The organism is Rhizobium sp. SG2393 (assembly GCF_042610495.1).
Classification (GTDB): domain Bacteria; phylum Pseudomonadota; class Alphaproteobacteria; order Rhizobiales; family Rhizobiaceae; genus RU20A.
The window spans coordinates 65,714-91,840 of record NZ_JBHGAP010000010.1; the positions used below are offsets into that span (position 1 = coordinate 65,714).

11 protein-coding genes are annotated in these 26,127 nt (G+C 68.1%); 8 read left to right on the forward strand and 3 right to left on the reverse strand.

Annotated elements, in window-relative coordinates:
- The first annotated feature begins 40 nt into the window (after positions 1-40).
- The 3 genes from ACED18_RS17665 (at position 41) to ACED18_RS17675 (ending at position 16,152) form a co-directional block, all read left to right on the forward strand.
- A complete protein-coding gene (locus ACED18_RS17665; protein WP_377294695.1) occupies positions 41-7,588 on the forward strand; it encodes a type I polyketide synthase in 7,548 nt (2,515 codons plus the stop codon).
- Positions 7,589-7,750: 162 nt separating this feature from the next.
- A complete protein-coding gene (locus ACED18_RS17670) occupies positions 7,751-9,079 on the forward strand; it encodes an MATE family efflux transporter (RefSeq protein ID WP_377294697.1) in 1,329 nt (442 codons plus the stop codon).
- A 5-nt stretch (positions 9,080-9,084) separates the two neighbouring features.
- Entirely contained in the window at positions 9,085-16,152 is a 7,068-nt protein-coding gene (locus ACED18_RS17675) for an amino acid adenylation domain-containing protein (RefSeq protein WP_377294699.1), read from the forward strand.
- A 699-nt stretch (positions 16,153-16,851) separates the two neighbouring features.
- On the opposite strand, the gene ACED18_RS17680 is transcribed toward ACED18_RS17675, so the two are convergent.
- From ACED18_RS17680 to ACED18_RS17690, 3 genes are read right to left on the reverse strand one after another with little or no spacing between them, the layout of a single operon-like run.
- A complete protein-coding gene (locus ACED18_RS17680) occupies positions 16,852-18,165 on the reverse strand; it encodes an HlyD family secretion protein (RefSeq protein ID WP_377294701.1) in 1,314 nt (437 codons plus the stop codon).
- Entirely contained in the window at positions 18,165-18,899 is a 735-nt protein-coding gene (locus ACED18_RS17685; protein ID WP_377294703.1) for an ABC transporter ATP-binding protein, read from the reverse strand. The genes ACED18_RS17680 and ACED18_RS17685 overlap by 1 nt, the downstream gene beginning before the upstream one ends.
- Complete coding sequence (locus ACED18_RS17690; protein ID WP_377294705.1) at positions 18,896-20,020, reverse strand: ABC transporter permease; 1,125 nt, start codon at positions 20,018-20,020, stop codon at positions 18,896-18,898. The genes ACED18_RS17685 and ACED18_RS17690 overlap by 4 nt, the downstream gene beginning before the upstream one ends.
- Before the next feature lie 410 nt (positions 20,021-20,430).
- Between ACED18_RS17690 and ACED18_RS17695 the strand changes: the two genes are divergently transcribed.
- From ACED18_RS17695 to ACED18_RS17715, 5 genes are all read left to right on the forward strand, one after another.
- The gene (locus ACED18_RS17695; protein WP_377294707.1) at positions 20,431-21,582 is read left to right on the forward strand and encodes a transporter substrate-binding protein; all 1,152 of its coding nucleotides are present in this window, start codon (positions 20,431-20,433) and stop codon (positions 21,580-21,582) included.
- On the forward strand, positions 21,579-22,178 hold the full coding sequence (locus ACED18_RS17700) for an ANTAR domain-containing response regulator (RefSeq protein ID WP_377294709.1): 600 nt from the start codon (positions 21,579-21,581) through the stop codon (positions 22,176-22,178). Before ACED18_RS17695 ends, ACED18_RS17700 begins: the two co-directional genes overlap by 4 nt.
- A complete protein-coding gene (locus tag ACED18_RS17705; protein ID WP_377294711.1) occupies positions 22,165-23,088 on the forward strand; it encodes a proline iminopeptidase-family hydrolase in 924 nt (307 codons plus the stop codon). The genes ACED18_RS17700 and ACED18_RS17705 overlap by 14 nt, the downstream gene beginning before the upstream one ends.
- Positions 23,089-23,155: 67 nt before the next feature.
- Entirely contained in the window at positions 23,156-24,856 is a 1,701-nt protein-coding gene (locus ACED18_RS17710; RefSeq protein ID WP_377294713.1) for an ABC transporter substrate-binding protein, read from the forward strand.
- A gap of 212 nt (positions 24,857-25,068) precedes the next feature.
- Positions 25,069-26,118, forward strand: coding sequence for an ABC transporter permease (locus tag ACED18_RS17715; RefSeq protein WP_377294715.1), 1,050 nt, complete (start codon positions 25,069-25,071; stop codon positions 26,116-26,118).
- Positions 26,119-26,127: the final 9 nt, after the last annotated feature.

A 26,127-nucleotide genomic window follows, 5' to 3' on the forward strand; every position in this document is an offset into this window, starting at 1 on the left:
GTCTGCGCGCCGGATGCGTGTCGAGAGGGAGTTCCGTCGCATGGCCAGCAACAAGGCGAAGTCGCCGTCTACATCCGCAGTCGCCGCCACGTCAGCCCCCATGCCCATCGCCATCATCGGCGTCAGTGGCCGTTATCCGAAATCGCCGGACCTCGACACGCTCTGGCAGAACCTCACCGGCGGCGTCGATTGCGTCGGCGAGGCGGACGGCACGCGCTGGGATCTCGGCTTCCACGTGAAGGACAGCCATTCGCCCTCCCGCATCTACACCCGCGCAGGCGGCTTCCTCGACCGGATCGACCTGTTCGACGCGGAATTCTTCGGAATGTCCCCGCGCGAGGCGCGACAGGTGGATCCGCAGCACCGGCTGCTTCTGGAACTGACCTGGGAAGCGCTGGAAGCCTCCGGCATCGTGCCGGCCGACATCGCCGGCAGCCGCACCGGTGTCTTCGTCGGCATTTCCGGCAATGACTACGCGACGCTGATCGGCAACCACGTGGATGCCTACACCAATATTGGCAGCGCGCTGTCGATCGCCTCCAACCGCATCTCCTACATCTTCGACCTGCACGGTCCCAGCATGTCGATCGACACGGCCTGCTCGTCGAGCCTCGTTGCGCTGCATCAGGCCTGCCGCTCGATTGCCTCGGGCGACTGCGGCATGGCGCTGGTCGGCGGCGTCAACATCCTCGCCGGCATGCGCCCCTTCGCCGGCTTCGCGCAGGCATCCATGCTGTCGCCGGACGGCCGATGCAAGAGCTTCGACGCCGACGGCAAGGGCTATGTCCGCGCCGAGGGCGGCGGCATCGTGATCCTGAAGCCGCTCGCCGATGCCGAGCGGGACGGCGACAACATCCTCGCCGTCATCAAGGGCACCAGCGTCAATTCCGATGGCAAGACCATGGGCATGGCGCTGCCGAGCGGCGAGGCGCAGGAAGCGCTGCTGCGCCAGATCTATACCGACTGCGGCGTGACGGCCGAAGAGGTCTTCTACGTGGAGGCCCATGGCACCGGCACGGCAGCGGGCGACCCGATCGAGTGCGGCGCCATCGCGCGCGTGCTCGGCGCGCCGCGCCAGGACGGCTCCGTCTGCCATATCGGCTCCATCAAGTCCAATATCGGCCATCTTGAATCCGGCGCCGGCATGGCGGGCCTGACCAAGGTGCTGCTGTCGATCCGCAACCGGCAGATCCCCGCCAACCTGCATTTCAACACGCCGAACCCGAAGATCGACTTCGAGGGCGGCCGTCTCAGCGTCGTCGCGACGCCCCTGACCTTCCCGGCCAGCGATAGGCCGCTGGTCTTCGGCATCAACTCCTTCGGCTTCGGCGGCACGAATGCGCACTGCATCCTGACCGAATACCGCGCGCCGGGAGCCGCAGCGCAGCCGGCGCAAGCGCCGGACGACGGCTGGACAAGGCTGCTCATGCTGTCGGCGCAATCCACCGAGAGCCTCGCCCTTCTCGCCGAACGCCATGCCGAGGCGCTGGATCAGCTGCCGCAGGCTGACTGGCACGGCTGGCGGGCCACCGCCGCGCGCAGCCGCGCGCGCCAGCAACATCGTCTGGTGCTCGACGCCGGCACGCCCGCCGAGGCGGCCGGCAAGCTGCGCCGCCATCTTGCCGGTGAAGCCGTCTCCGGCCTGTCCGTGCAGCGCGCCACGGGCGCAGGCCGGCTCGGCTTCGTCTTTTCCGGCAATGGCCCGCAATGGTGGGGCATGGGCCGCGAACTGCTGGCCGGCAACGCCGTGTTCCGCGCCGAAATGGAGGCCATCGACGCGCTTTTCGCCCCGCTCGCCGGCTGGTCGCTGATCGAGATGATGGGCCGGCCGCAGGATGAGGTGAAGATCGCCAGGACCGAGATCGCCCAGCCGCTGCTGTTTGCCCAGCAGGTCGCGCTCGCCGCTGCCCTGAAGGCGGCCGGCATCGTGCCGCAGCTTGCCTTCGGCCACAGTGTCGGCGAGGCCGCGGCGGCCCACGTGTCCGGCGCGCTGTCGCGCGCTGAGGCCGTCAAGGTCATCTATCACCGCAGCCAGATGCAGGCGAAGACCGCCGGCCGTGGCCGCATGGCCGCCGTCGCCATGAGCCCGGACGAGGCCCGCGCGGCGATTGCCGGCACCTCCGGCTGGATCGAGCTTGCCGCCATCAATGCGCCGAAGGCCGTCACGCTTGCCGGCGATCCCGAGGCGCTGCAGGATCTCTGCGACCAGCTGACCGACGAGGGCCGTTTTGCCCGCATGCTGCCGCTGAACTACGCCTTCCACACCTCGGCCATGGACGACATCGAGGCACCGCTGCGCGCCGCCCTTGCCGATCTCGCGCCGCAGGAAAGCGCCATCCCCTTCGTCTCGACGGTGACGGGCGATGTGCTGCCCGGAGAAACGCTCGATGCCGACTACTGGTGGCGCAACATCCGCGCCCCCGTCGCCTTCGAGCCGGCCGTGCGCCAGGCGATCACCGCGCATGAGATCGATGTCTTCGTGGAGCTTGGCCCGCATCCGGTGCTGCGCGACTACGTTCTGCAGACCGCCAAGACCACCGACCGCACCGGCATCGTCGCCCTCCAGACGCTGCGCCGCCCGAGCGACACGACGCCGGCACCCGAGATCGAAACCCTCACCAACGCCGTCTGCGCCATCCATGCAGCCGGCGGCGGGACCCCGGAACGGCTCTACACCCGCCCGGCCCGCCCGATGCGCCTGCCCGCATACCCCTGGAACCGCATCGTGCACTGGCGCGGCGGCTGGGACCTGCCGGACGCGCACACCGCCACCGAGCGCGATCACGTGCTGCTCGGCCACCGCACCCCGTCGGCGGAAGGGTTGTGGACCAACACGCTGCAGGCCGTGCACACGGGCTATCTGCTCGACCACGTCGTGCAGGGTTCGGCGATCTTCCCTGCGGCCGGCTATATGGAGCTGACCTTCGCCGCCGCCCTCTCTCAGGGCGAAGGCCCGATCGATTTCGAGAATTTCGAAATCCTCAAGCCGATGGTGCTCGGCGAAGGCGTAGAGCCGATCGTGCAGCTTTCCCTGGACAGCGCCGACGGCACCATCGCCATCCGCTCGCGTCCCGATACGGCCGCCACCGCCTGGACCGACCATGCGCGCGGCCGCATCAGCCGCCCCGACAGACCGGAGGAGGCAAGCGAGCGGCTTGATCTCGCCGCGCTCGCGGCCGCCCTGCCTTTCGAGATCGACGCCACCGGCCATTATGCCGGCTGCGTCAGGCGCGGCATGGCCTATGGCCCTGCCTTCCAGGGCGTCGTGTCGCTGAAGATGTCGGACCCCGAAAGCGGCAACCGGACCGGGCTCGGCGAGATCCGCCTGCCCGACCTCGACGGCAAGCTCGAGGGCTACCGTTCCCACCCAGCCGTCTTCGACAACTGCCTGCAACTGCTGATCTCGATGATCGCCCAGACCGATCCGCGCGACTGCGCGACGATTCCTGTGCAGGTCGGCCGCATCCGCAGCCTCGCGCCGCTGCCGGCCCATGTCTTCTGCCAGGTGACCGTGACCCACGAGAACAGCCGCACCGGTGTCGCCGACATGGTCGTCACCGACACGGATGGCCGCGTGCTGATGACCATGACGGAGGGACGCTTCCAGAAGGTGGAATTCCGCCCCGGCACCCTGCCCATCACGGCCGAGGACTGGCGCCCAGACCCGGCCTGGGTCGTGCGTCACGCCTCCCCGCTCGTGCTCCCGGCTCCGGCCGAGATCGCCGCAGGCGCTGCCCCGGCTCTCGCCGCCGTCATGGACGCGACGGCCCGCGCGGCCCATTATGACGGCCCGGCCGCGGGTCTCGACCGGCTGGCCGGCGCCTATGCCGCAAAAGCCCTGCGCAGCCTGCCGACCTGCGACAAGCCCTTCACGCTTGCAGCGCTTGCCCGCGAGGCTGGCATTCCCGCCGACAGGATCGAGGCTCTCGAGGCCTTCGTCGAGATGGTCGCCGCCGACGGGCATCTCCTGAAGAGCGCGACGGCGGAAGCACCGCTCTATGCGTGGACCGGCGACAGGGGCGAGAGCGACGGAGGCGAAGGCGATCCCGAAGCGCTGCGCCGCGATCTCATGCTCGCCTATCCCGGCTACAGCGCCGAAATCGTGGCGCTCGGCCGCGCCGGCGGCGCGTTGGCCGGCTGGCTCACGGGCGAGATCGAGACCTTCCCGGCCATCGCCATGCCCGAGGCGATGGAGGATACCGCGCCCTTCCGCCTCGTCTACAACCGCATGGCAGCCGAAACGCTGCGCAGCCTTGTCGCCGGCTGGCCGGCCGGTCGCGGCATCCGCGTGGTGGAACTTTCAGGCGCGACGGGCGGCCTCTCCGCCTCTGTCCTGCCGGTGCTGCCACCGACGAAGAGCGACTATCTGTTTGTGGATCACTCCGAACAGGCCACCACACGCGCCGGCAACCGCTTCGGGGCCCATCACATCCTGCGGACCGAAGCCGTTGCTCCGGAAGCTTTGACCGAAACCGGCTTCGACATTGCGCTGTCTGCCGCCGACGTGCCGGCATCCTCGCTCTTTGCCGCCCTGACGGCCGGCGGCATCGTTCTGCGTCTCATCGCCCGCCCCGGCCGCGTTGCCCGCCTGCTCGACCCTGCCGGCCCCCACCGGCCGGTCGATGTCGTCGCGGCAGAGATGGCTGCTGCCGGCTTCGAGGTCGCGCCCGAGGTCAGCGATACAAAACTGGCCGGTGGCGCGGAGACACCCTTTGCCCTGCTCATCGCCCGAAAGCCTGTCGATGCGCCGGCGCAACTCGCTCCCGTCACAGCCGTCGCCCCGGCCAGCCGCGTGCTGGTCACCGGGCCATCCGAGGCCGGCAGCCCCTTCGTCGCGGCTCTCACGGCCGATCTCGAAGCGGCGGGCCAGACGGTCAGCGTCCACGCCCTCGACCCCGCCGACCTCTCCGACGATGCCTTCGCCGCGCTGGTGAAGGCTGAGACGGGTGCAGCCGAATTCATTCATCTCGCCGGCTTTGCGGAGACGGCCGATGGCCTCTCCACCATCCTCGACCGCCAGGACATGCGCTGCCTTTCGGCCATCGCGCTGTCGCGCGCCATCGAGCTCCGCCCGCTGGAGGATACCGCAGACGCACCCGCCCCGACGCTGACCATCGTCACGCGCGGCGCCTTTGCCACGCCCGGCGGGGCCGCCCCGCTTGATCCGTTCCAGGCGACGATCGCCGGCACGGCGCGCGTCATCGCCAATGAGCAGGTCGCCGTCGGCGTGCGGCTCATCGACGTGCATGCAACGCCGGATGATACCGTGGCTGCAACGGTTCTCGCCGAAGCGCTGCTGTCCCGCGACGAGGAGACCGAAACGCTGCTGGTCGATGGCCGCCGCTATGTTCATCGCGTGCGCGCCTCCTCCATTGCCGAGCAGACCCGCATCGCGAGCTTCGCGGAAAAGCCCGTCGCCCGGCCCTTCCGCCTCGATTTCCTGCCGTCAGGCGGCCTGGACTCGCTGCATCTGCGCGAGATCACCCGCCGGGCGCCCGAGAAAGGCGAAGTGGAAATCCGCGTCCGCGCCGCGGGCCTCAATTTCCGCGACGTACTCTGGGCCATGGGCATGCTGCCGGAAGAGGCTGTCGAAAAGGGCTTCTCCGGCCCGACGATCGGCATGGAATGTGCCGGCGAGGTGGTCGCGGTCGGGGATGGCGTCACGCATCTGAAGCCGGGCGACCGGGTCATCGCCTTTGCCTCCTCGTGCTTTGCCACCCATGTGACGACCGATGCCGGCAGTGCGGCGCTGATCCCCGCCTCGCTCTCCTTCGCCGAGGCCGCCACAATCCCGACGGCCTTCGTGACCGCCTGGTACGCGCTCGACCATCTGGCACGGCTTGAGCCGGGCGAAACCGTGCTGATCCATGGCGCTGCCGGCGGTGTCGGCCTTGCCGCACTCCAGATCGCCAAGCTGAAGGGCGCAACCGTGATCGCCACGGCAGGTGCGGCCGACAAGCAGAAGCTCGTCGCCGCCATGGGCGCCGATCACGTCTTCTCCTCCCGCTCGCTGAAATTTGCCGACGACGTGATGCGTCTGACGGGCGGCAAGGGCGTGGACGTGGTGCTGAACTCGCTGGCCGGCGAAGCCATCACCAAGGGGCTGCAGGTGCTCAAGCCCTTCGGCCGCTTCCTGGAGATCGGCAAGCGCGACCTTTACGCCAACAGCCGCATCGGCCTGCGCCCCTTCCGCCAGAACCTCAGCTATTTCGGCATTGATGCCGATACGCTGCTGGTGGAGCGCCCGAAGCTCGCCGCCCGCGTCTTCGGCGAGGTCGTCGCGGCCCTCGAAACGGGCGCGCTGCGCCCGCTGCCCCATCTCGTCACGCCCATCTCGCGCGCCGAGGAAGCCTTCCGCGCCATGCAGCAGGCCCGGCATGTGGGCAAGCTCGTGATCGGGCTGGATGCCGAACCGCATGAAAGCCTGCCGATCGTCGCGGCAGGCACGGCGGTCGCGACCGGTGACGGCACCTGGCTGGTGACCGGCGGCCTTGGCGGTTTCGGGCTTTCCACGGCCGAATGGCTGGTGGCGAACGGTGCCCGTTCGCTCGCCCTCCTCAGCCGGCGCGGTGACCAGACGGAAGAGGCCCAGGCCGGCCTTGCCCGCATCCGCGCATCCGGCGCCACGGTCCGCGCCTTCGCGGTCGATGTCGCCGATCGCGCCGGGCTGGCGCGCGTGCTGGCCGACATCCGGGCCAGCATGGCGCCGCTGACCGGCATCGTGCATTCGGCCGCCCTCATCGAGGATGCGCCGCTGATCAAGGTGGACCGTGACCTGATGCACAGGGTCATGTCCGCCAAGATGCTCGGCGCCTGGCATCTGCATGAGCTGACGAAGGAGGATCCGCTGACAGCCTTCGTGCTCTACTCCTCCTCCTCCGTCATGGTCGGCAATCCCGGCCAGGGCACCTATGTGGCGGCGAACGCCTTCCTGAATGCGCTGGCGGAGCTGCGCCGCGCCGAGGGCCTGCCGGCGCTCGCCACCGGCTGGGGCGCCATCAAGGATGCCGGCTTCCTCACCCGCAACCAGCAGGTGGAGGAGATGCTGGAGCAGCGCGCCGGCATGGAGGCGACGCCGACCCGCGTCATTCTCGCCGAACTCGGCCGCCTGATGGCCGCAGGCGCGACGACCGTGTCTGCCGCCCAGTTCAACCTGCTGCGTCTCGGCCAGAGCCTGCCCGGTGCGCGCACGCGCCGCTTCTCCATGCTCATCCCCGAGGGCATGCAGATGATGGCCGAGGGCGGCAACTCCATGGCCGAGGCGCTCACCGCCATGGCCGAGGACGACCGGCGTGCAGCCCTGCTGAGCATCGTCGGCGAAAACGTCGCCCGCGTCGTCGGCCTGCCGGCCTCGCAGGTGGAATCGGCAAAGCCGCTCTCCGAACTCGGCCTTGACAGCCTCATGGCCGTGGAACTCGCCGAAGCGCTGGAGCAGACGGTGGGCCGGCCGGTCTCGGTCATGCAGATGATCCAGGCCGGCTCCGTGGCCGGCGTGGTGGAGGTGGTGATGCGCGCCTTTGCCGGCGTGCGCACCACAGAGACGGCGACCCCGGCCGCCGCGCCCGCCGACACTGCCAAGGCCGCCTGAGGCATGCGGCAGAGCGGGGGCGAAGGGACGGAGAGACGTGATGCCGGTGCTGTGCCGGCATCGACGGCGCAGGTGCGCAGCCGCCTTGCGGACGAAACCGGTCCGGCCGCATCCGCGCCATCCGCCGCGCTCGCCGCCAGAGGCTCGCAGGACGCCACGGACATGGTCTCCACACCCGGCCTCTTCCGCCAGGCGGCTCCGATGATCATCTCGCGGGCCGGCATTGCCGGCATGGCGATCGTCGATGCGCTGATGGTGGCACGGCTCGGCGCCGGCGAACTGGCCGCCACCACGCTTTCGGACGGCACCTTCGGCCGGATTGTCGATATCGGCATTTCCGGCCTGCACGCCGCCCTCGTGCTGACGGCCGCTGCCCGCCTGCCGGGGATGGCGCCGGAACGTCTGGCCGTGTGGCACCGCGCCAGTCTGGCGGGGCTTCTCGCCGGCCTGCTCGTCTTTGCCCTTTCGCCCCTTGCCGGCACGTTGTTGGCCCTGAGCGGGCAGGAGGCCGCCCTTTCGGCGCGTGCCGGAACCGTCATCCTCATCCTTGCCGCCGGGCTTCCGGCCGGGCTGATCGCGCTGGCCGCCGCGGTGCATCTGGAGGGCATCGGCAGGGCCGGCCTCGTGGCGCGCTGGATGATTGCCGCCAATCTCGCCAATGCCGGCCTCAACGCCCTTCTCATCGGCGGCATCGACCCGATCCCCGCGCTCGGTGCGGCCGGCTCCGCGACGGCCACGACGCTGGTGCGCATCGCGCTCGCCGTGGCGCTCGTCGCCACCGTGCGCCGGATCGAAGGCCCCGCGGCCTTCAGGCGCGCCGCAGTCGCCGATCTGAAACAGGCCGCCGCCAGCAGGCGCGACCATGTCAAGCTCTCCTTTGGCGCGGTCAGCACGTCCTGCGGCATGCATGCGCTCGGCGTCTGGCTTACCGTCTTCGCCGGCTGGCTGGGGGCTGCGCCGCTTGCCGCCTTTGCCTCCTGCTGGGTGCTGAACCTGCCCGGCCTGCTGCTTGCCGCGGGCATCGGCGATGCCATCTCCATGCGCGCCGCCACGCCAGGCACGCCGGCCAGCACGGCGAGGCTCTGGCGCGACCTTGCCCGCCTCGCCCTCGTGCTGGGCCCGATCAGCGCCGTCATCGTTCTGCTCGCCGGACCCATCGCCACGCACTATACGCCGGATGTCGGGCTTTCCGCCCTCCTCGCCATGCTGCTGCCGGTGACCGGCCTCGTGCTCTTCCTGGACGGCATGAGCTACGGGATCTTCGCCGCGCTCCGCGCCCGAAAGGATGTGGCCGTTCCGACCCTCATCCAGGTCGGCTGCATGGTTCTGACGGTCCTTCTCGCCGCCCTCATCGCCTTCCGCCTCGATCAGGGCGTCCTCGGCCTGGTCCATGCGATCATCACCACCAGCCTGCTCCGGCTTGGCCTGCTTTCTGCCCGTCTCGCCGTCGTTTTCCGCCCACAGTCCGTTTCAGAACCCCAGCCCGCGTGACCGCCATGACCGTACAGCCCAACGCCGCCGCCCGCACGACACCCCAGGGGACCGCCAACGACACGGTCGAGTGGTTCGGGCTCAGCCACGCGCAGCGTGCCGTCTGGCTCGATATGCGGCTGATCGAGGACAAGGCCGCCTATCAGGTCGGCTGCGTAGTGACCTTCGAAAGCGCCATCGATCCGGACCTCGCCCGGCAGGCGGTGCGCATGATGGTGGGCCGACACGAGGCGCTCAGGCTGCGCATCGACCGCGACGAGCCGCGCCAGCGCATCGAGCCCGCGGGCAAGCCGCCCTTCCGCGTCATCGACCTGACGGAGGAGACCAATCCGGAGGCCACTGCGCGTGCCCATGTCGAGGCCGCACATGCGGAAGGCTTTTCGCTCGGCGACGCGCCGCTCTTTCGCGTCGATCTGCTGAAGCTTGCCGACAGCCGATGGCACCTCGTGCTGCTCGCGCACCATCTGATCGCCGACGGCGTGGCGCTCAGCATCGCGCAGGCCCACTGGCTGAACGCCTATCGCACGCTTTCCGGCGAAGGCGACGATGACGGCAGCGGCACGGAGGCCGTCATGCCGCGCTCCACCTATCGCAATGTCGTGTCCGAAGACGAGGCCTATGCCGCCTCCCCCCGCCATGCCGAAGACCTCGCCTACTGGACCACCCGGCTTTCGCCCCTCCCCAGCCTCGTGCTCGACGGCGTCGTCAGCGGCCAGGGCGCATCGCGGCAGGCCGAAGCGCCGGTGACGCCGCTGCGTTTCGGGCCGGCGGAGCATGCCCTGCTCGATCAGCAGGCCAAGGCGCTGGGCACCACCATTCCGCGCGCCCTTCTGGCGCTCGTTGCAATCGGCCTTGCCCGCCGGTTCCGCCGCGACGACTTCACCCTCGGCATGGCGCTGCACCGGCGCGAGGCGACGACGCGCTACACGATCGGCATGCTGGCCGGCATCCTGCCGCTGCGCTGCCGCATTGACAGGAGCGCGACCCTGAAGCGTGCCGTGCTGGCGCTGGCCGCCGATGCGGATGCGGACCTGCGCCACCAGCGCCTGCCGGTCGATACGATCGGCCGGGCGCTTGCCACATCCGGCGCCTTCGACGACAGGCCGGAGCGCAACCTCTTCGATGTCGCGGTCACCATCATGCCGGCCATGCACCGCCCGGCCGTCAGCATTGGCGGGCGAACCGTGACCTCCATGCCGATCCGCGAGCGCGAGCGCTCCGGCCTCGGCCTCTATGTGGATGAGGAACCCGGAAGCTCAGGCTTTGCGATCGGCTTCGGCCATGATCCGGCCGTTCTATCCGCCGCCGATGTCGCGCATCTGAAGACCGTGCTTGCCGATGTCGTGCAGGCCTTCCTCAGCCAGCCCGACCGCCGCCTACAGGATATCGACGGGCTGGCGCCGGAAGAGCGCGCGGCGATTGCCGGCTGGTCGGCCGGCCGCACGATCCACGTCCCCGCATTGACCCTTCCCGATCTGTTCGAGCGGCAGGCCGCCGCCACGCCCGACGCCCTTGCCGCCCTCTCCGACAGCGCGTGCCTCGACTATGCCGGCCTCGATCAGGCCGCCAACCGGGTCGCCGCCCGCCTCGCCGCGGCCGGCATCCGGCATGGCGAAACGGTCGGCGTCTGTCTCGAACGCTCCCTCGAGGGCATCGCCGCCCTCATCGGCATCCTGAAGGCCGGCGCTGTCTATCTGCCGCTCGACCCCGCCTACCCCGCCGAGCGGCTTGCCGGCATGATTGCCGATGCGGGCGCATCCGCGATCATCACGGACGCCGCAAGCGAAGCCGCGCTGCCGCCGGACCTGGCGCGTATCCGTGTCGCGGACGGCTGGCCGCTGGCGGGCCCGGCCACAGCCGCTCCGGAAAGGCCCGGCCTCACGCCGGGGTCGCGCGCCTATCTCATCTACACCTCCGGCTCCACCGGCACGCCGAAGGGCGTTGCCGTCAGCCATGCCGCACTTGCCAACCTCGCCTTCGCCCGTCTCGACCACGACCCGATCGGCCCGGGCGACCGGGTGCTTGCCGCGATCTCCATCGGCTTCGACGTCTCGCTCGGCCAGCTCCTGACGCCGCTGCTCTTCGGGGCCGCCGTGGTGGTGGCCGGGGATATCAGGGGCATTGCGGCGACGCGCTTCTGGAACTTCCTGACGCGCCACGGCGTCACCCACGTCAACTCCGTCCCCTCGCTCTTCGAGGCCATGCTGCCCGATGCCCCGGAAGAGACCGCCCTGAAACAACTGATGCTGGGTGGCGAACCGCTGTCGGCGGCGCTGGCGGCGCGGCTTTCCGACCGTCTCGGCATTCCCGTCTGGAACATGTATGGCCCGACGGAAACCTGCATCGACGCGACAGCCTGGCGCTTTCCCGATGCCGGCCCGGCACGCGATGCCATGGCCGGCCGCCCCCTGCCCATCGGCCGCCCGCTGCCAAACTATACGGCCCATGTTCTGGACGGCGCCCTTCAGCCGGTCGGTGTCGGGATCGAAGGGGAACTGTTCCTCGGCGGGGCGGGTCTGGCGGAAGGCTATCTCGGCCGTCCGGACCTGACGGCCGAACGCTTCATCGACCATCCCGCGCTCGGCCGCCTCTACCGCACCGGCGACCGGGCCATCTGGAACAGTGACGGCACGCTCGGCTTCCTCGGCCGCAACGATGCGCAGGTGAAGATCCGCGGCTTCCGCATCGAGCTCGGCGAAATCGAGGCCGTGCTGCGCCGGCAGCCATCCGTCGCCCAGGCCGCTGTCATCGCCCGCGGCACCGGCGGCGGCGATCCGCGCCTGCTTGCCTATGTCGTTCCGGCTCCCGGCACGGACCCGGATGTCGATGCCCTGAAATCGGCGCTGCTCGCCAGCCTTCCGGCCCATATGGTGCCGGCGGCCGTGATGCGCCTCGACGCCCTGCCGCTGACGGCCAATGGCAAGCTCGACCTCAAGGCGCTGCCCGACCCGACCCTTGCCTCCGAGGCAGGCCAGCCCCCCTCCACAGCGACGGAAATCGCCGTCGCCGGCCTGTTCGCCGGACTGCTGGGAGCCGCCGAGATCACCACGGCCAGCCATTTCTTCGCGCTCGGCGGTCACTCGCTGATGGCAACGCAGCTGGCCTCGAAGCTGCGCGAGACACTTCACGTCGATCTTTCGCTGCGCATGCTCTTCGAAACGCCCCGGCTCGGCGATCTCGCCGCCCGGATCGACGCGCTGCTCGGCGTTCCCGCGGCGGCCGCAGCCGGCGCGATCGGCGCAACGCCCCGCCCCGCCACCCTGCCGCTCTCCTTCGAGCAGGAACGCCTCTGGTTCCTCGATCGCCTGGAGCCGATGAGCGCGGCCTACAACATCCCCGTGGTGCTGCGGCTGGACGGCGCGCTTGACCGCACCGCTCTTGCCGACGCCTTCGATACGATCGTCGCGCGGCACGAGAGCCTGCGCACCGGCTTTGCCGAGCAGGACGGCATGCCGGTGCAGGTCATCCATGCCGGGCGGCGCATGGTGCTTGCCGTCGAGGAGGGTCTGGACGCAGGCCTGATCCACGCAGCCATCGAGGCGGAAGCGCTGCGCCCCTTCGATCTCGAACGCGACGGCCTGATCCGCGCCCGTCTGCTGGCGGCCGGTCCCGAAAGCCATCTGCTCGTCGTCGTCACGCACCACATCGTCTCGGACGGGCTTTCGGCCGGCATCCTGATGCGCGAGCTGTCCGCCGCCTATCAGGCCGCGGTCGCCGGCACGAGCGCCGATCTCGCGCCGCTGCCGGTCCAGTATGCCGATTATGCGCTGTGGCAGCGCCAGTCGCTGACGGATGCCGTGGTGGACGAGGAAGTCGCCCACTGGCGCGGCGTGCTTTCAGGCGCGCCCGATGCCGTCGCGCTGCCGCTCGACCGGCCGCGCCCGGCCGTGCGCCGCAGCGCTGGCGCCAGCCTGCCGCTTCATCTGCCGGCCGAAACGGCCGCCGCCGTCAGCGCCTTCGCCCGCGCGGCGGGCACCACGCCCTTCATCGTTCTGTCGGCCGCCTGGAGCGTGCTGCTTGCGCGCTGGTCGGGGCAGGATGACATCGTCTTCGGCGCGCCGGCCGCCAATCGCGATCACCCCGAGCTGGAAGGCATGGTCGGCTTTCTCGTCAACACGCTGGTGCTGCGCGCCGAGCTTGGCGGCGATGCGGGCTTCCGGACCGTCACCGACCGGCTGACGGCACGCGCTGGCGAAGCCTTCGCCCATGCAGCGCTGCCCTTCGAGAAGCTGGTGGATGCGTTGAACCCGCCCCGCCAGCCGGGGCTTCATCCCATCTTCCAGACCATGGTGGCCCTGCAACCGGCCCTGCCCGCCTCCTTCCCCTTCGGCGGACTCACGGCCCATGCCGTTCCCCTGCCGGAGGCGGCCGCCAAGTTTGACCTGACACTGGTGCTGACCGAGGCGGAGGTGGGTTATGCCGGTGCCATCACCTATGCAACGGACATTTTCGACCGCGCCACCATCGCAAGGCTGGCTGCCCATTACGTCACGCTGCTCATGCAAGCCCTGAAGACACCGGACATGCCGTTCCGGCGCCTGCCGATGGTTTCGCCGACGGAGCACACCGCCCTGCTCTCGCTCGGCACGGGCGCGCATCGCGCAATCGAGGCCCTGCCGGTCCCGGCGCTGTTTGCCCGCCAGATTGCCGCACGGCCGGATGCGACCGCCGTCATCCACGGCGAAACGACCCTCAGTTTCGACAGGCTGAACCGGCTGGCGAACCGGCTGGCGCTTCACCTCATGGCGCTTGGCGCTACCGGGGGAAGGCCGGTCGCCGTGGTCGTCGGGCGCAATGCGTACCTGCCGGTCGTGGCGCTTGCCGTGATGAAATCCGGTGCTGTCTACATGCCGATCGACCCGGCAAACCCGGCTGAGCGCATGGCCGGCGTCTTCGAGACAGCCGCTCCCGCCGTGATCGTCACCGATGCGGCAAGCCGTCACAATCTGCCTGTCGGGCAGGGCGTGGTCCATCTCGATCTCGACGCCTTCGACTGGTCCGCCGGTCCCGACCACGATCCCTCGGACCGCGACGGGCTGGTGCCTTTCGGGCCGGCGGACCCCGCCTATATCATCCACACCTCCGGCTCGACCGGCCGCCCCAAGGGCGTGGTGGTCAGCCATGCCGCCCTCGCCAATCTCGCCGCCGCCCGCCTCGACCACGATCCGATCGGCCCCGGCGACCGGGTCGCCGCAACACTTTCCATCGGCTTCGACGTGTCGATCGGCCAGATCGTCACGCCACTGCTGTCGGGCGCCACCGTCGTGGTGCTGGACGATCCCGCGAAACATTCGGGCGCGGAATTCTGGGCGGAGCTGGCACGCCAGGGCGTCACCCACATGAATTTCAGCCCCGCCTTCCTGGATGCCGCGATCGAGGCGCCCGTGCCGGCCGGGCTTGCACTGCGGCGGCTGATGCTGGGTGGCGAAGCCTTCCAGACGGCCGTGGCGCGCCGGATCGCCGCCGCCCTGCCGGGCGTCGAGCTTTTCAACATGTACGGCCCCTCCGAAACCGTCATCGACGCCACCGCCTATCGCTTCCGGGGCACGGAAACCGCACCGACGCTTCCGATCGGCCGGCCGCTGCCCAACTACAGGGTGCTGATCCTGGATGCGGCCATGCAGCCCGTTTCCCCCGGTATCACCGGCGAGATCCATATCGGCGGCGCGAGCGTGGCCGATGGCTATCTCGGCCGTCCCGAGGAGACCGCAAGCCGCTTCCTGCCCGATCCCTTCGGCGGGCCCGGCGACCGCCTCTACCGCACGGGCGACCTCGCCCGCTGGACGGCCGATGGCGAGATCGAGTTTATCGGCCGCGCCGACGCCCAGGTGAAAATCCGCGGCCACCGCATCGAGCTCGACGACATCTCGGCAGCCCTTCGGGCCCATCCGGGCGTGCGTGTCGCTGCGGTCGTCACGGCGCAGCGACAGGGCGAAACCGTACTCGTCGCCTACGCGGTTGCGGACGGTGATGACGAGGCGGTATCGAGCTGGCGTAGCCATCTCGCAGGCCGCCTCCCCGCCTATATGCTGCCCCACGCGCTGGTCTGCGTCGACGCGCTGCCGATGACGGTCAACGGAAAGCTCGACGTGAAGGCACTGCCCGCGCCGGACTTCGCCGCTCAGGCCGAGACTTCGACGCCGCCGCGCGATGCACTCGATGCCACCCTGCTCGACCTGTGGCGCGACCTGCTCGGCATGGAAACACTTGGCATCGACCACAATTTCTTCGCTGCCGGCGGCCATTCCCTGCAGGCACTGCGCCTGTGCGCCGGCGTCAAGCGCATGCTCGGACTCGATCTTCCCGTGGCGGCGCTCTACCGCGCCCAGACGGTGCGCGCCCTTGCGGACGACATCCGCTCCGGAAAGGCCCTGAAGACCGGCGGCCCGCTGATCAAGCTCGGCGACGGCCCCGGGCGTCCCGTCTTCTGCTTTCACCCGGTCGGCGGCGCACCCTTCGGCTATCTCGGTCTTGCCGACGCGCTTTCGGGCAAGCGTCCGGTCTACGGCGTGCAGGCCACGGGCCTCGATGCCGGAGAGGCGGTGGCCGAAACGCTGGATGCGATGATCGATAGCTATATGGCGGCGATACGCTCCGTACAGCCCTCCGGTCCCTATGCGCTGATCGGCCATTCCTTCGGCGGCCTCGTGGCCTTCGAGATCACCCGCCGGCTGGAGGCCGCAGGCGAAACGGTCGAACGCCTCGTCATGATCGACACATCGCCGGCCGGCGAATTCTGGACCATGGAGATGGCCCGGCAGACGGCCGCCCGCATCGTGCGCCTGGAGCGGGACCGCGCCGGCTCCGATGCGCCGATCGACCCCGAACAGGAACAACGCGTGACGGATGTCGTGGCCAACAACATGCGCCTCTCCCAGTCCTACCAGCCGGCCCCGATCGAAACCCCGCTTATCTATCTCCGCGTGCGCCGCGGCGACCTGCCTCCGGATCCCTCGCGCGAAATCTACTGGACAAGCCGCTCCGCCCGGCCCGATCTCCAGCCATTCTGGGACGTCGATCACTTCGCCGTCCTCAACAGAGACAATGCAGCGAGCCTGGCGCGCTTCTTTTGATCCGCCACATGCTGCGAGGAGCCCATAAGCGCAAGACTTGAAGTCGAAGCCATTCGGGATTACGTTGCAGGAGTGCTGCCGGTCGCGCTAACGACCGACGGCCCTTCGCTCAGACTAGGAATTTGACCCGCACGCGAGCCAGCCAGCCCGTGCGGGTTTTCCTTATCTCAAGCATCTCAAGCGTGATGGTGATCGGGATGAATCCCATGACCGTCACTCCTGTTAGAGAGCAAAGCCTTTGCCAAAGTCGGGGCGGCTCATCCTCCCCGACGCGCCGGCTGGCACGGCGTATGCTGCTTCTACTCCCGATTGTCATTGGGTAGCATGGTGGATCGCGCGTGTCAGCCGCTGCCTCCGAGAACGTCTCGGCGCAGCCTTGAATTTCGGAGCAATCAGCGATAGCTTGCAGGAGTGCTTCCGACAGCGTCAACTGCCGGAAGCGTTTCGCCTAGATAAAGAGTTGGACCCGCACGCGAGCCAGCCAGCCCGTGCGGGTTTTCCTTATCTCAAGCGTGATGGTGATCGGGATGAATCCCATGACCGTCACTCCTGTTCGAGAGCAAAGCCTTTGCCAAGGTCGGGGCGGCTCATCCTCCCCGACGCGCCGGCTGGCACGGCGCATTCTGCTTCTACTCCCGATTGCTATCTGGTAGCACAGGCGCGGGTCGGCGTCATCGGATTCGGGAAGGCTGCCGCCGTCTATTCATCTCGCCGTGACGGGTGCCGGATCGCGCCGGTTCTGGTCTCGTCAACGAGGGCGGGCGCGGAGGCGGAGGGGCAGGTACGGGCGGCGTTTTCGGCGTCGAGGCCCGGCGTGCAGGCATCCGGCTGCATCAGGTGCACGGGGTCGAGATCCTGCAGAAGGGCGAGTGTTTCGGGCGAGGCGGAGATCGCCCCGCGCAGCTCCGGCTTGACGACCGGGACGACGGAGGTGACGTCGATCAGCACATCGACGCGCAGGTTGATCGGCACGACCAGGTTTTCCGGCAGAGCCACCATGACATCGAGCACGCGGGTGTCGCGTTTTTCCGTCGGCCCCTCGGCGGTGACCGTCTTGGCCCCGAGGCGCGGGCTGATGCGCTCCACCTTGCCCGTCAGCTTGCGTTCGCCGAAGGCGGCGGCGGATATGGTCGCGGTCTGGCCGACCGCCAGGGCGGCGATGTCGGCTTCATCGATCTGCGTGCGGACAATGAGACGCGAGGTGTCGGCGATCTGCATGACCGGGGCAGCGGCCTGCGAGGTGATGGCTTCGCCGGGCTCGCGGTAGCGGCGCAACACGATCCCGTCGATGGGCGCCCGGACATAGGATTTCTCAAGCGCCGCACGGGCCTCGGCCAGCTGGTTTTCGGCAAGGGCCACCTCGCCGCGCGCGGCTTCCACCTCTTCGGGGCGGGAGCCGTCCTGCAGGATCTTCAGGGCTTCTGCGGCAGAGGCGCGGCGTTCGCGGCTGGACGCCAGCGCGCTTGCGGCCTGGTTCATGTCCTCGCGCGAGACGGCGCCCTGCGCGGCAAGCGAACGGCGGCGCTGGAACTGCACCTCCAGAAGCTTGAGATTGCTCTCCTCGGCACGCAGTTGCGCTTCGGCCTGCAGGATTTCCTGCTGGCGCGGTCCCTTTTCGATGAGCGCCAGCTGGGCGCGCTTGATCTGAACCGTCGCCTCGGCCTGGGCGACCTTGGCCTTGAGATCCTCGTTGAAAAGCTGGGCCAGCACCTGGCCGCGCGTGACGCGGTCGCCCTCGTCCGCAAGCACGGTGGCGAGCACACCGACCATGCCGGGCGCGACATCCGTCGCGCCGCCCATTGGTTCCACTACGCCCAGCCCCGCCACCACGCGCGGCGCATCGGCGTCGGTCGCCTGCGCTACCAGCGGATTGGCGGGCGTCGTCGTGCCCGTGACCACCGGATCGATGGTGATGGCCATGGGCTTCGGCACATCCTGCAAAAGGGCGATCGCGGTCGCTGTGGCAACGAAGAGGACGGCGAAGCTCGCCGAGGTTCTGGACGCAACAACCATCAACGCACACTCCTGCTCAAGCCCGATGGCGCATCCCGCACCGGCCCGGCTTCGGCGACGACGAGACCGTCCTCGATGGTGATCGAGCGATCCACGAGATTTTCGACACGCTGGTCATGGGAAACGAGCACGACGACGCGATCCTTGTCGCGCGCCAGACGCCGGAAGGCCTCCACCACGAGCGCGCCCGTCACGCCATCGAGGGCGGCGGTCGGCTCGTCGGCGAGGATGACATCGGGCTCGTTCATCAGCGCACGCGCCACGGCCACGCGCTGGCGCTGGCCGCCGGACAGCTGGCCCGGCTTGTGGTGGGCGCGGTCCTCAAGCCCGACTTCGGCGAGAAGATCGCGGGCGCGCCGTTCGGCCGTGCGGCGATCGACCCCGCGGATGTCGAGCGGGATCGCCACGTTCTCCCAGGCCGTCAGCGTCGGGAACAGGTTGAAGAACTGGAAGACGAAGCCGATGCGCTTGAGACGCAGGCGGCGCAGATCGGCGGCAGACGCGCCATCCGTCGTCTCTCCGCAGATGGTCACGGCCCCCTTGTCCGGCACCTTCAGCGCGCCCATCAGTTGCAGGAGCGTTGTCTTGCCGCTGCCCGAGGGGCCGCGCACCATCAGAACCTCTCCGGGCGCGGCGACAAGCGACACGCCGCGCAGGGCATGCGTGCCGGTTTCGCCCTTGCCGTACCAGAGATGGGCGTTTTCCACGCGGATGGAGCGATCGGAGAGCATCATCGGAAAACGCTCGTGGGATCGATCGTCATCAGCTTGCGGATGGCGACAAGCGCGGAGAGGCAGCACATGACGATGGCCGCAAGGCCAAGGCCGAGAAGGGCTGTCGGCGACAGGAGGATGGCGGCCGGCGAATTGCGGGCGAGAAAGGCGACGACGCTCGCGATCACTGCGGCGATGGCATAGCCGACGCCGCCGCAGATCAGGGCCTGCTTGAGCACGATGGCGTTGAGATAGCCGTGGCCGGCGCCGATGGCCGAGAGTGTCGCATATTCGCCGATCCGCTCCAGCGTCGCGGCGTACAACGTCTGGGCAAGGATCACCACACCGACGACGGCGCCGAGGGAGGCGCCGAGCAACAGGGCGGTGCCCGCGCCCGTCGTGAAGATCCAGTAATTGCGGGACTTGTCGGCGAAGGCCTGTGCCGTCATCACGTCCGTATCCGGTGCGACGGCCTGCAGGCGGGCGACGAGATCATCGATCGCCACGCCGGGCGCGGCCTTGACGAGCACATAGCTGGCATCGCCATCCTGCACGTCGGTGTAGCGCAGCGCATTGTTGTAGGTGGTGAAGACGTAGGGAGCCTGGGTGAAGGTGCGCGCTCCCTCGGTGAAGCCCGCGACGATCGCGCGGCGGCCGTTGATCTCGACGCGGTCGCCGATCTTCGACACGCCGAGCTTGCCCGCATAGAGACGATCGATCATCACGGCGCCCGGCGCGGCCAGATCGGCGACACTGCCCTCCACCACGTTCCACGGGCCGGCAAGATCCGTCTGGGGATCGAAGCCGACGATGATGATGAGCTGCGACCCGCCCTGCGGGCGCCGCCAGGACACGAAGCGAACAATGTGGCGGCTGACGGTCTCGACGCCCTCGACCTTCATGGCGCGAAACACGCTGCGCTGCGGCTGTAGGGAGGACTGGTCCACATTCGTCGTGCCGCGCGGCACCATCCAGATGTCGGCGCGCGCATTTTCCACCAGCCCCGCCGTGGTCACGGAAAAGCCGATGAGCATGCCCATCTGGATTGCCATGAGCACCACGGCGAAGACAACGCCGATCAGGGTCGCGATGAAGCGAACCGGCTCATGGACGAGATTGCGCCAGGCAATCAGGGTGGTCATGCGGTTACGCGCTCCGCGATTCTTCGGGCAGGATTGACCTGCGGCGCAAACGCAACGCCTGCTGCGGCCAGTATCCGGCCTCCAGAAATATGAGAGTATAGTAAACAAACGCATAATTGCAGGGTGGATACCGCCTGCGGACGCGGTCGAAGTCGCCTGCAATCAGTCGGCGAAGATCGCCGACGGCTTGGGCAGGCGGCGTTTTTATCAGCGAATTTTCATGCCCATTGCCCTCAAATTAGGCAGTGCTGATGATTGACGCGGAAGTATACATCCCCTAGCCTAAGCATCGACATAAGGCCGGATGGCCGACGGCAATCGAGCCCCGAACCCGCAAGACTGCGGGTCGGGGCTTTTTGTTTTTCCAGGCGACCGAGACGCTCGGCGACGACACATGAAACGGATTTCGAATGGCGCGTGACACGGTACCGGTGTCGGTTCTCTATTCCACCACGGGCGCTTATGCCGCCTATGGGCGGGATGCGTCGGCCGGAGCCATGGCAGCCATTTCCGAAATCAACGCGGACGCCTCCCTGCCTTTCCTGCTCAAGGCCCATGTCAGTGATCCCGGGGGCCACGCGGAGCGCCACGCTCAAATGGCCAAGAGCGCGACCATGGACGGCTGCCGCCACATCATCGGCTGCATCACCTCCTGGAGCCGCAAGGATGTGCTGCCGATCGTTGAGCGGCATGATGCACTCCTGTGGTATGCCTTCCCCTACGAGGGATATGAGGCGAATGAACGCGTGATCTATCTTGGCGCCTGCCCGAACCAGCACCTTCTGCCGCTGTTCGACCATGTGCAGCCGCGCTTCGGCAATCGTGCCTTCTTCGTCGGCTCCAACTATATCTGGGGCTGGGAGATCAGCCGCATTGCGCGCGAGCTGACGGAAACGGCCGGCGGGCGCGTTCTTTCCGACCGTTTCGTGCCCCTCGGTTCCGTCGAGGTCGATCATCTCATCCGCGAAATCGCGACGCTGAAGCCGGATTTCGTACTGACCAATCTTGTCGGCGCCTCGGCCACCGCCTTCATCGCGGCCTATGGTCTCTTCCGCGCCAGCCAGCCGGACGCCCCGCCGCTGGTCGCATGCAATCTGACGGAGATCGACCTCGAAACGCTGGCCCCGGCGGCACGCGGCGGCCATATCTCCACCTCCAGCTATTTCCATCGCCTCGATACGCCGGAAAACCGTGCCTTCAAGGCCCGCATGCAGGCCCGGCAGGGCGGCGACCGGCGCCTGTCGGCGGCTTTCGTGGCGGGCTACACCGCCGTGTCGGTCCTGGCCCGCGCCATGGTCGATGCCGGAACGGACGAGCCGGCTGCCATCCGAAAGGCCGCTACCGCGCGGATCTTCGAAACGCCGATGGGGGCGCTGACCATCGACCCGCGCCATCAGCATGCAAGGCTGACGCCGCATCTGGCACTCTCGGACGCGGATGGCGAGTTCGACATCTTCGACAGTGCGGCGGCGCCTATCGAGGCGGATCCCTATCTGGTCCGCTCCCTGCCCCGGCCCTGGCCGAAAGCCACGACGACGCCCGATCTCAAGGTGGTCAAATGAGCCGCTCCGGTCATCTTCCGCTGGCCTCATGGCGCGCCGTCATCCTGCATCGGGAGCATCCCTCCATTGACGCGCTGCGTCGCCAGCTGGAACTCCTCCACATCGACGTGGTGACTGTCTGGCCGCAGCTCGACGAAGCGCATGCAACGGCCGACGTCGTCTTCTTCGACGCCGACATGGGCCATGACGGGCAGTTTCCCTGGCCGGCCGGCTATGCGCCCATGCCGATGATCGCGCTGATCGGCACCGAAGCCCCCGGCCGCGTGCAATGGGCGCTGGCGCAGGGATCGAACGCCCATCTTCTGAAGCCGATCGGCTCCACCGGCGCCTACAGCGCGCTGCTGATCGCCCAGCACGCCTGGGAAATGGCCCGCAACCAGGCCAACGACATTCGAACGCTGGAAGACAGGCTGCGGCAGCGCCCCGTGGTGGTGCGCGCCGTGCTGAAGCTCATCCAGGGCGAAGGGCTCGACGAGGCCGGCGCCTGGAAGCGCATGCGGCGCATCGCCATGGACTGGGGCATGACCATCGAGGAGACGGCGGAAGCCATCTGCCGGGACGAACGCCGCCTGAAAGGCGGAAATGAAAAACACTGAAGGAGACAGTGACGTGACCACGATCACAGAGGGTTTTGCACCCTATGGCGAGTACAAAACCTGGTACCGGGTGACGGGCGACCTCAAGTCCGGCAAGCCGCCGCTTCTCGTCGCCCATGGCGGACCGGGCTGCACCCATGACTATGTCGACAGCTTCAAGGACATCGCCGCCACCGGCCGCGCCGTCGTTCACTACGACCAGGTCGGCAACGGCAAGTCCACGCATCTGCCGGAAAAGGGCGGCGACTTCTGGACCGTCGATTTCTTCAAGGCGGAGATGCACAATCTCATCGACCATCTCGGCATCCGCGACGCCTATTGCGTGCTCGGCCAGTCCTGGGGCGGCATGCTGGGTTCGGAATTCGCCGTGGATCAACCGGCCGGCCTGAAGGCACTTGTGATTGCCAATTCGCCGGCCTCGCTGCGCACCTGGGTCGCCGAAGCCAACCGCCTGCGCGCCGAGCTGCCGGAAGATGTGCAGGCCACGCTTCTCAAGCACGAGGCCGCCGGTACCACCGACAGCGCCGAATACATGGCCGCGACCGACGTCTTCAACGAACGCCATGTCTGCCGCATCGTGCCGATGCCGCCGGAGGTCAAGCGCACCTTTGACGCGATCGCCAGCGACCCGACCGTCTACCACACCATGAACGGCCCGAACGAATTCCACGTCATCGGCACCATGAAGGACTGGACCATCGAGGGCCGGCTGTCCACGATCAACGTTCCGGTTCTCCTGATTTCCGGCCGGTTCGACGAGGCGACCGAAGCCTGCGTGCAGCCCTTTGCCGACGAGATCCCGGACGTGCGCTGGACGATCTTCGAACAGTCGAGCCACATGCCGCATGTGGAAGAGCGCGAGGCCTGCATGGCCGTGGTCGGCGCCTTCCTCGACGACAAGGCCGCGTGATTACCGATAACCAGAAGCCGCCTGGAAAGGGCGCGAGACAACCAACCGAAAAGAGGGAAACGTAGAGATGACCACCATCAGCCTGAAACGCCTCGCCCGCCGGGCAGGCCTCATCACCGCCGGCATGCTGCTGGCCCAGACGGCCCTTTCGGGCGGCGCCCTTGCCGACGAACGTGCCGATCTCATGGCCAAGCATCGCGGCGGCACCATCACGCTGTCGGCCGTCTCGGCCGCCGGCACCGTCGATCCGATGATCAACTACACGGGCCAGTTCTGGCAGATCTTCCAGCTGACCTATGACGGCCTCGTCAAGTTCAAGCAGGCGGCCGGAACGGAAGGCTTCGACATCGTTCCCTCCATCGCCGAAGAGATCCCGAAGCCGACCAATGACGGCAAGACCTACGTCTTCAAGATCCGCAAGGGCATCAAGTTCTCGAACGGCAAGGACGTGACGCCGGCCGACGTCGTGGCCTCCTTCCAGCGCATCTTCAAGGTCAAGGGACCGACGACCGGCAGCTTCTACAACGGCATCGTCGGCGCCGACAAATGCATCGCGGATGCCGCGACCTGCACGCTCGACGGCGGCGTCGTCGCCGACGAGGCAGCCGGCACCGTGACGATCAACCTGACGGCCCCGGATTCGGAAATCTTCTCCAAGCTCGCCGTGCCGCACGCCTCGATCCTGCCGGCCGACGCGCCGCTCGCCGATGCCGGCACCACGCCGATCCCCGGCACGGGCGCCTATTACATCGACAGCTACAATCCCAACGAACAGATGGTGATGAAGCGCAACCCGCACTTCAAGGAGTGGAGCGTGGATGCCCAGCCGGACGGCTATGCGGACGAGATCGTCTACAAGTTCGGCCTGACGGAAGAAGCGACCATCAACGCCATCATCAACGGCCAGATCGACTGGATGTTCGACACGCCGCCCTCCGACCGTCTGGCCGAGATCGGCTCGAAATACGCCTCGCAGATCAAGATCGACCCGCTGGCCGCCTTCTGGTACGCGCCGATGAACACCAACCTGCCACCCTTCGACAATGTGAAGGTGCGCCAGGCCGTCAACTACGCGCTCGACCGGGACGCCCTCGTCGGCCTCTTCGGCGGCGAGGCGCTGGCACAGCCGACCTGCCAGATCCTGCCGCCGGATTTCCCCGGCCATGTGGACGACTGCATCTACACCGCCGAGCCCGGCCCGGCATGGGCAGGTCCCGACATGGAGAAGGCCAAGGCGCTCGTCGAGGAAAGCGGCACCAAGGGCCAGAAGGTCACTGTCATTGCCGAGGACAATGCCACCTCGCGCGGCATCGGCACCTATCTGCAGAGCCTTCTGACGGAGCTCGGCTATGACGCCTCGATGAAGGCAATCTCGCCGAACATCCAGTTCACCTACATCCAGAACACCAACAACAAGGTGCAGATGAGCATCTCGCAGTGGTACATGGATTATCCGGCGGCTTCCAACTTCCTGAACGTGCTGCTCTCCTGCGCCTCGTTCACGCCGGGCAGCGATTCCTCCATCAACATCTCCGGCTACTGCAACAAGGATCTGGACGCCAAGATGAAGGAGGCCATGACGCTGGCCCTGACCGATCCGGACGGCGCCAACGCCAAGTGGGCGGAAATCGACAAGGGCTTCATGGAACAGGCGCCGTTGGCACCGCTCTTCACGCCAAAGAGCGTCAACTTCACCTCCGCCCGCCTCGGCAACTACGTGTTCAACAAGCAGAACCGCTGGATCATCTCCCAGTCCTGGGTGAAGTGAGCCTGCCAATCGCCTGAAAGGGCATCCCCCGGCCTGACCGGCCGGGGACGAGGGACGCCCTGAAAGGGCCATTGCGGGAGGCGGACGGCCTGCGGACCACCGGCCGCCTCCCGACCTTTCCAAACAGTCCACGGCCCCTATCCGTGACGGATTGCGGGATCTGACCCGATCCGCCGGCAAGCCGCCGGCCGACAAAGCCTCTCGGGATTGCGATGACCGACGCCTCCACCTCTTCGATCCAGCCTGCGGAAATCCAGGCGCCCCCATCCGCCGGCTCCGGCCGACGCGCCGCCTCCAGCCCGGCCGCGCGCGCCTGGCGCATCCTGAAGCGCGATCGGCCGACGCTTCTGGCTGCGGCCGTGCTCTTTCTGATCGTGCTGTCGAGCCTCGCGGCCCCGCTTTATGCGACCTACGTCTCCGGCACCGATCCGTTCCGCTCCTCGCTCAGTGCCCGCATCGTGATCGACGGCCAGCGGGTAAAGGTCATGCAGGCCTCCACGGAAGGCCTGGGCCTCGGCGTCACGCCGATCGGCCCGACCTGGGGGCCGCAATATCTGCTCGGCGCCGACACGCAGGGACGCGATGTCGCCGCGCGCCTGCTCTATGGCGGCCGCAACTCGCTGCTGATCGCCGCCGCCTCCACAGCCATCTGTCTGTTCCTTGCCGCCATCGTCGGCATTTCCGCCGGCTTCTTCGGCGGCTGGGTCGACAAGGTGCTGTCGCGCATCCTCGACATCCTCTGGGCCTTCCCGGTCTACCTGCTCGCCATTTCCCTATCGATCGTCTTCATCTCGCAGGGCATCGTCATCGGCCCGATCGAGATCCACGCCGACAGCCTTCTCCTGCCGATCTTCATCATCGGCATCATCTACGTGCCCTATGTGGCGCGCCCGGTGCGCGGCCGTGTTCTGGCGCTGAAGGAGAGCGAGTTCGTTCTGGCCGCCCGCGGCCTCGGCATTCCCGCCTGGCGCATCCTCTTGCATGACATCCTGCCCAACGTCTCGACCATGCTGATAGTCTTCGTGCCGCTGATGATGGGTCTCAACATCATCATCGAATCGTCCCTGTCCTTCCTCTCGATCGGCGTGCAGGCGCCGGATGCGAGCTGGGGCACGATCATCCAGGACGGCCAGACGCTGCTCTATTCCCGTCCCGCCGTGGCGCTCGCGCCCGGTATCGCCATCGTGCTGACAGTTCTCGCGCTCAACGTGCTCGGCGACAGCCTGCGCGATGCGCTCGACCCGCGCACCAAGCTCGTCTGAGGAGGCACC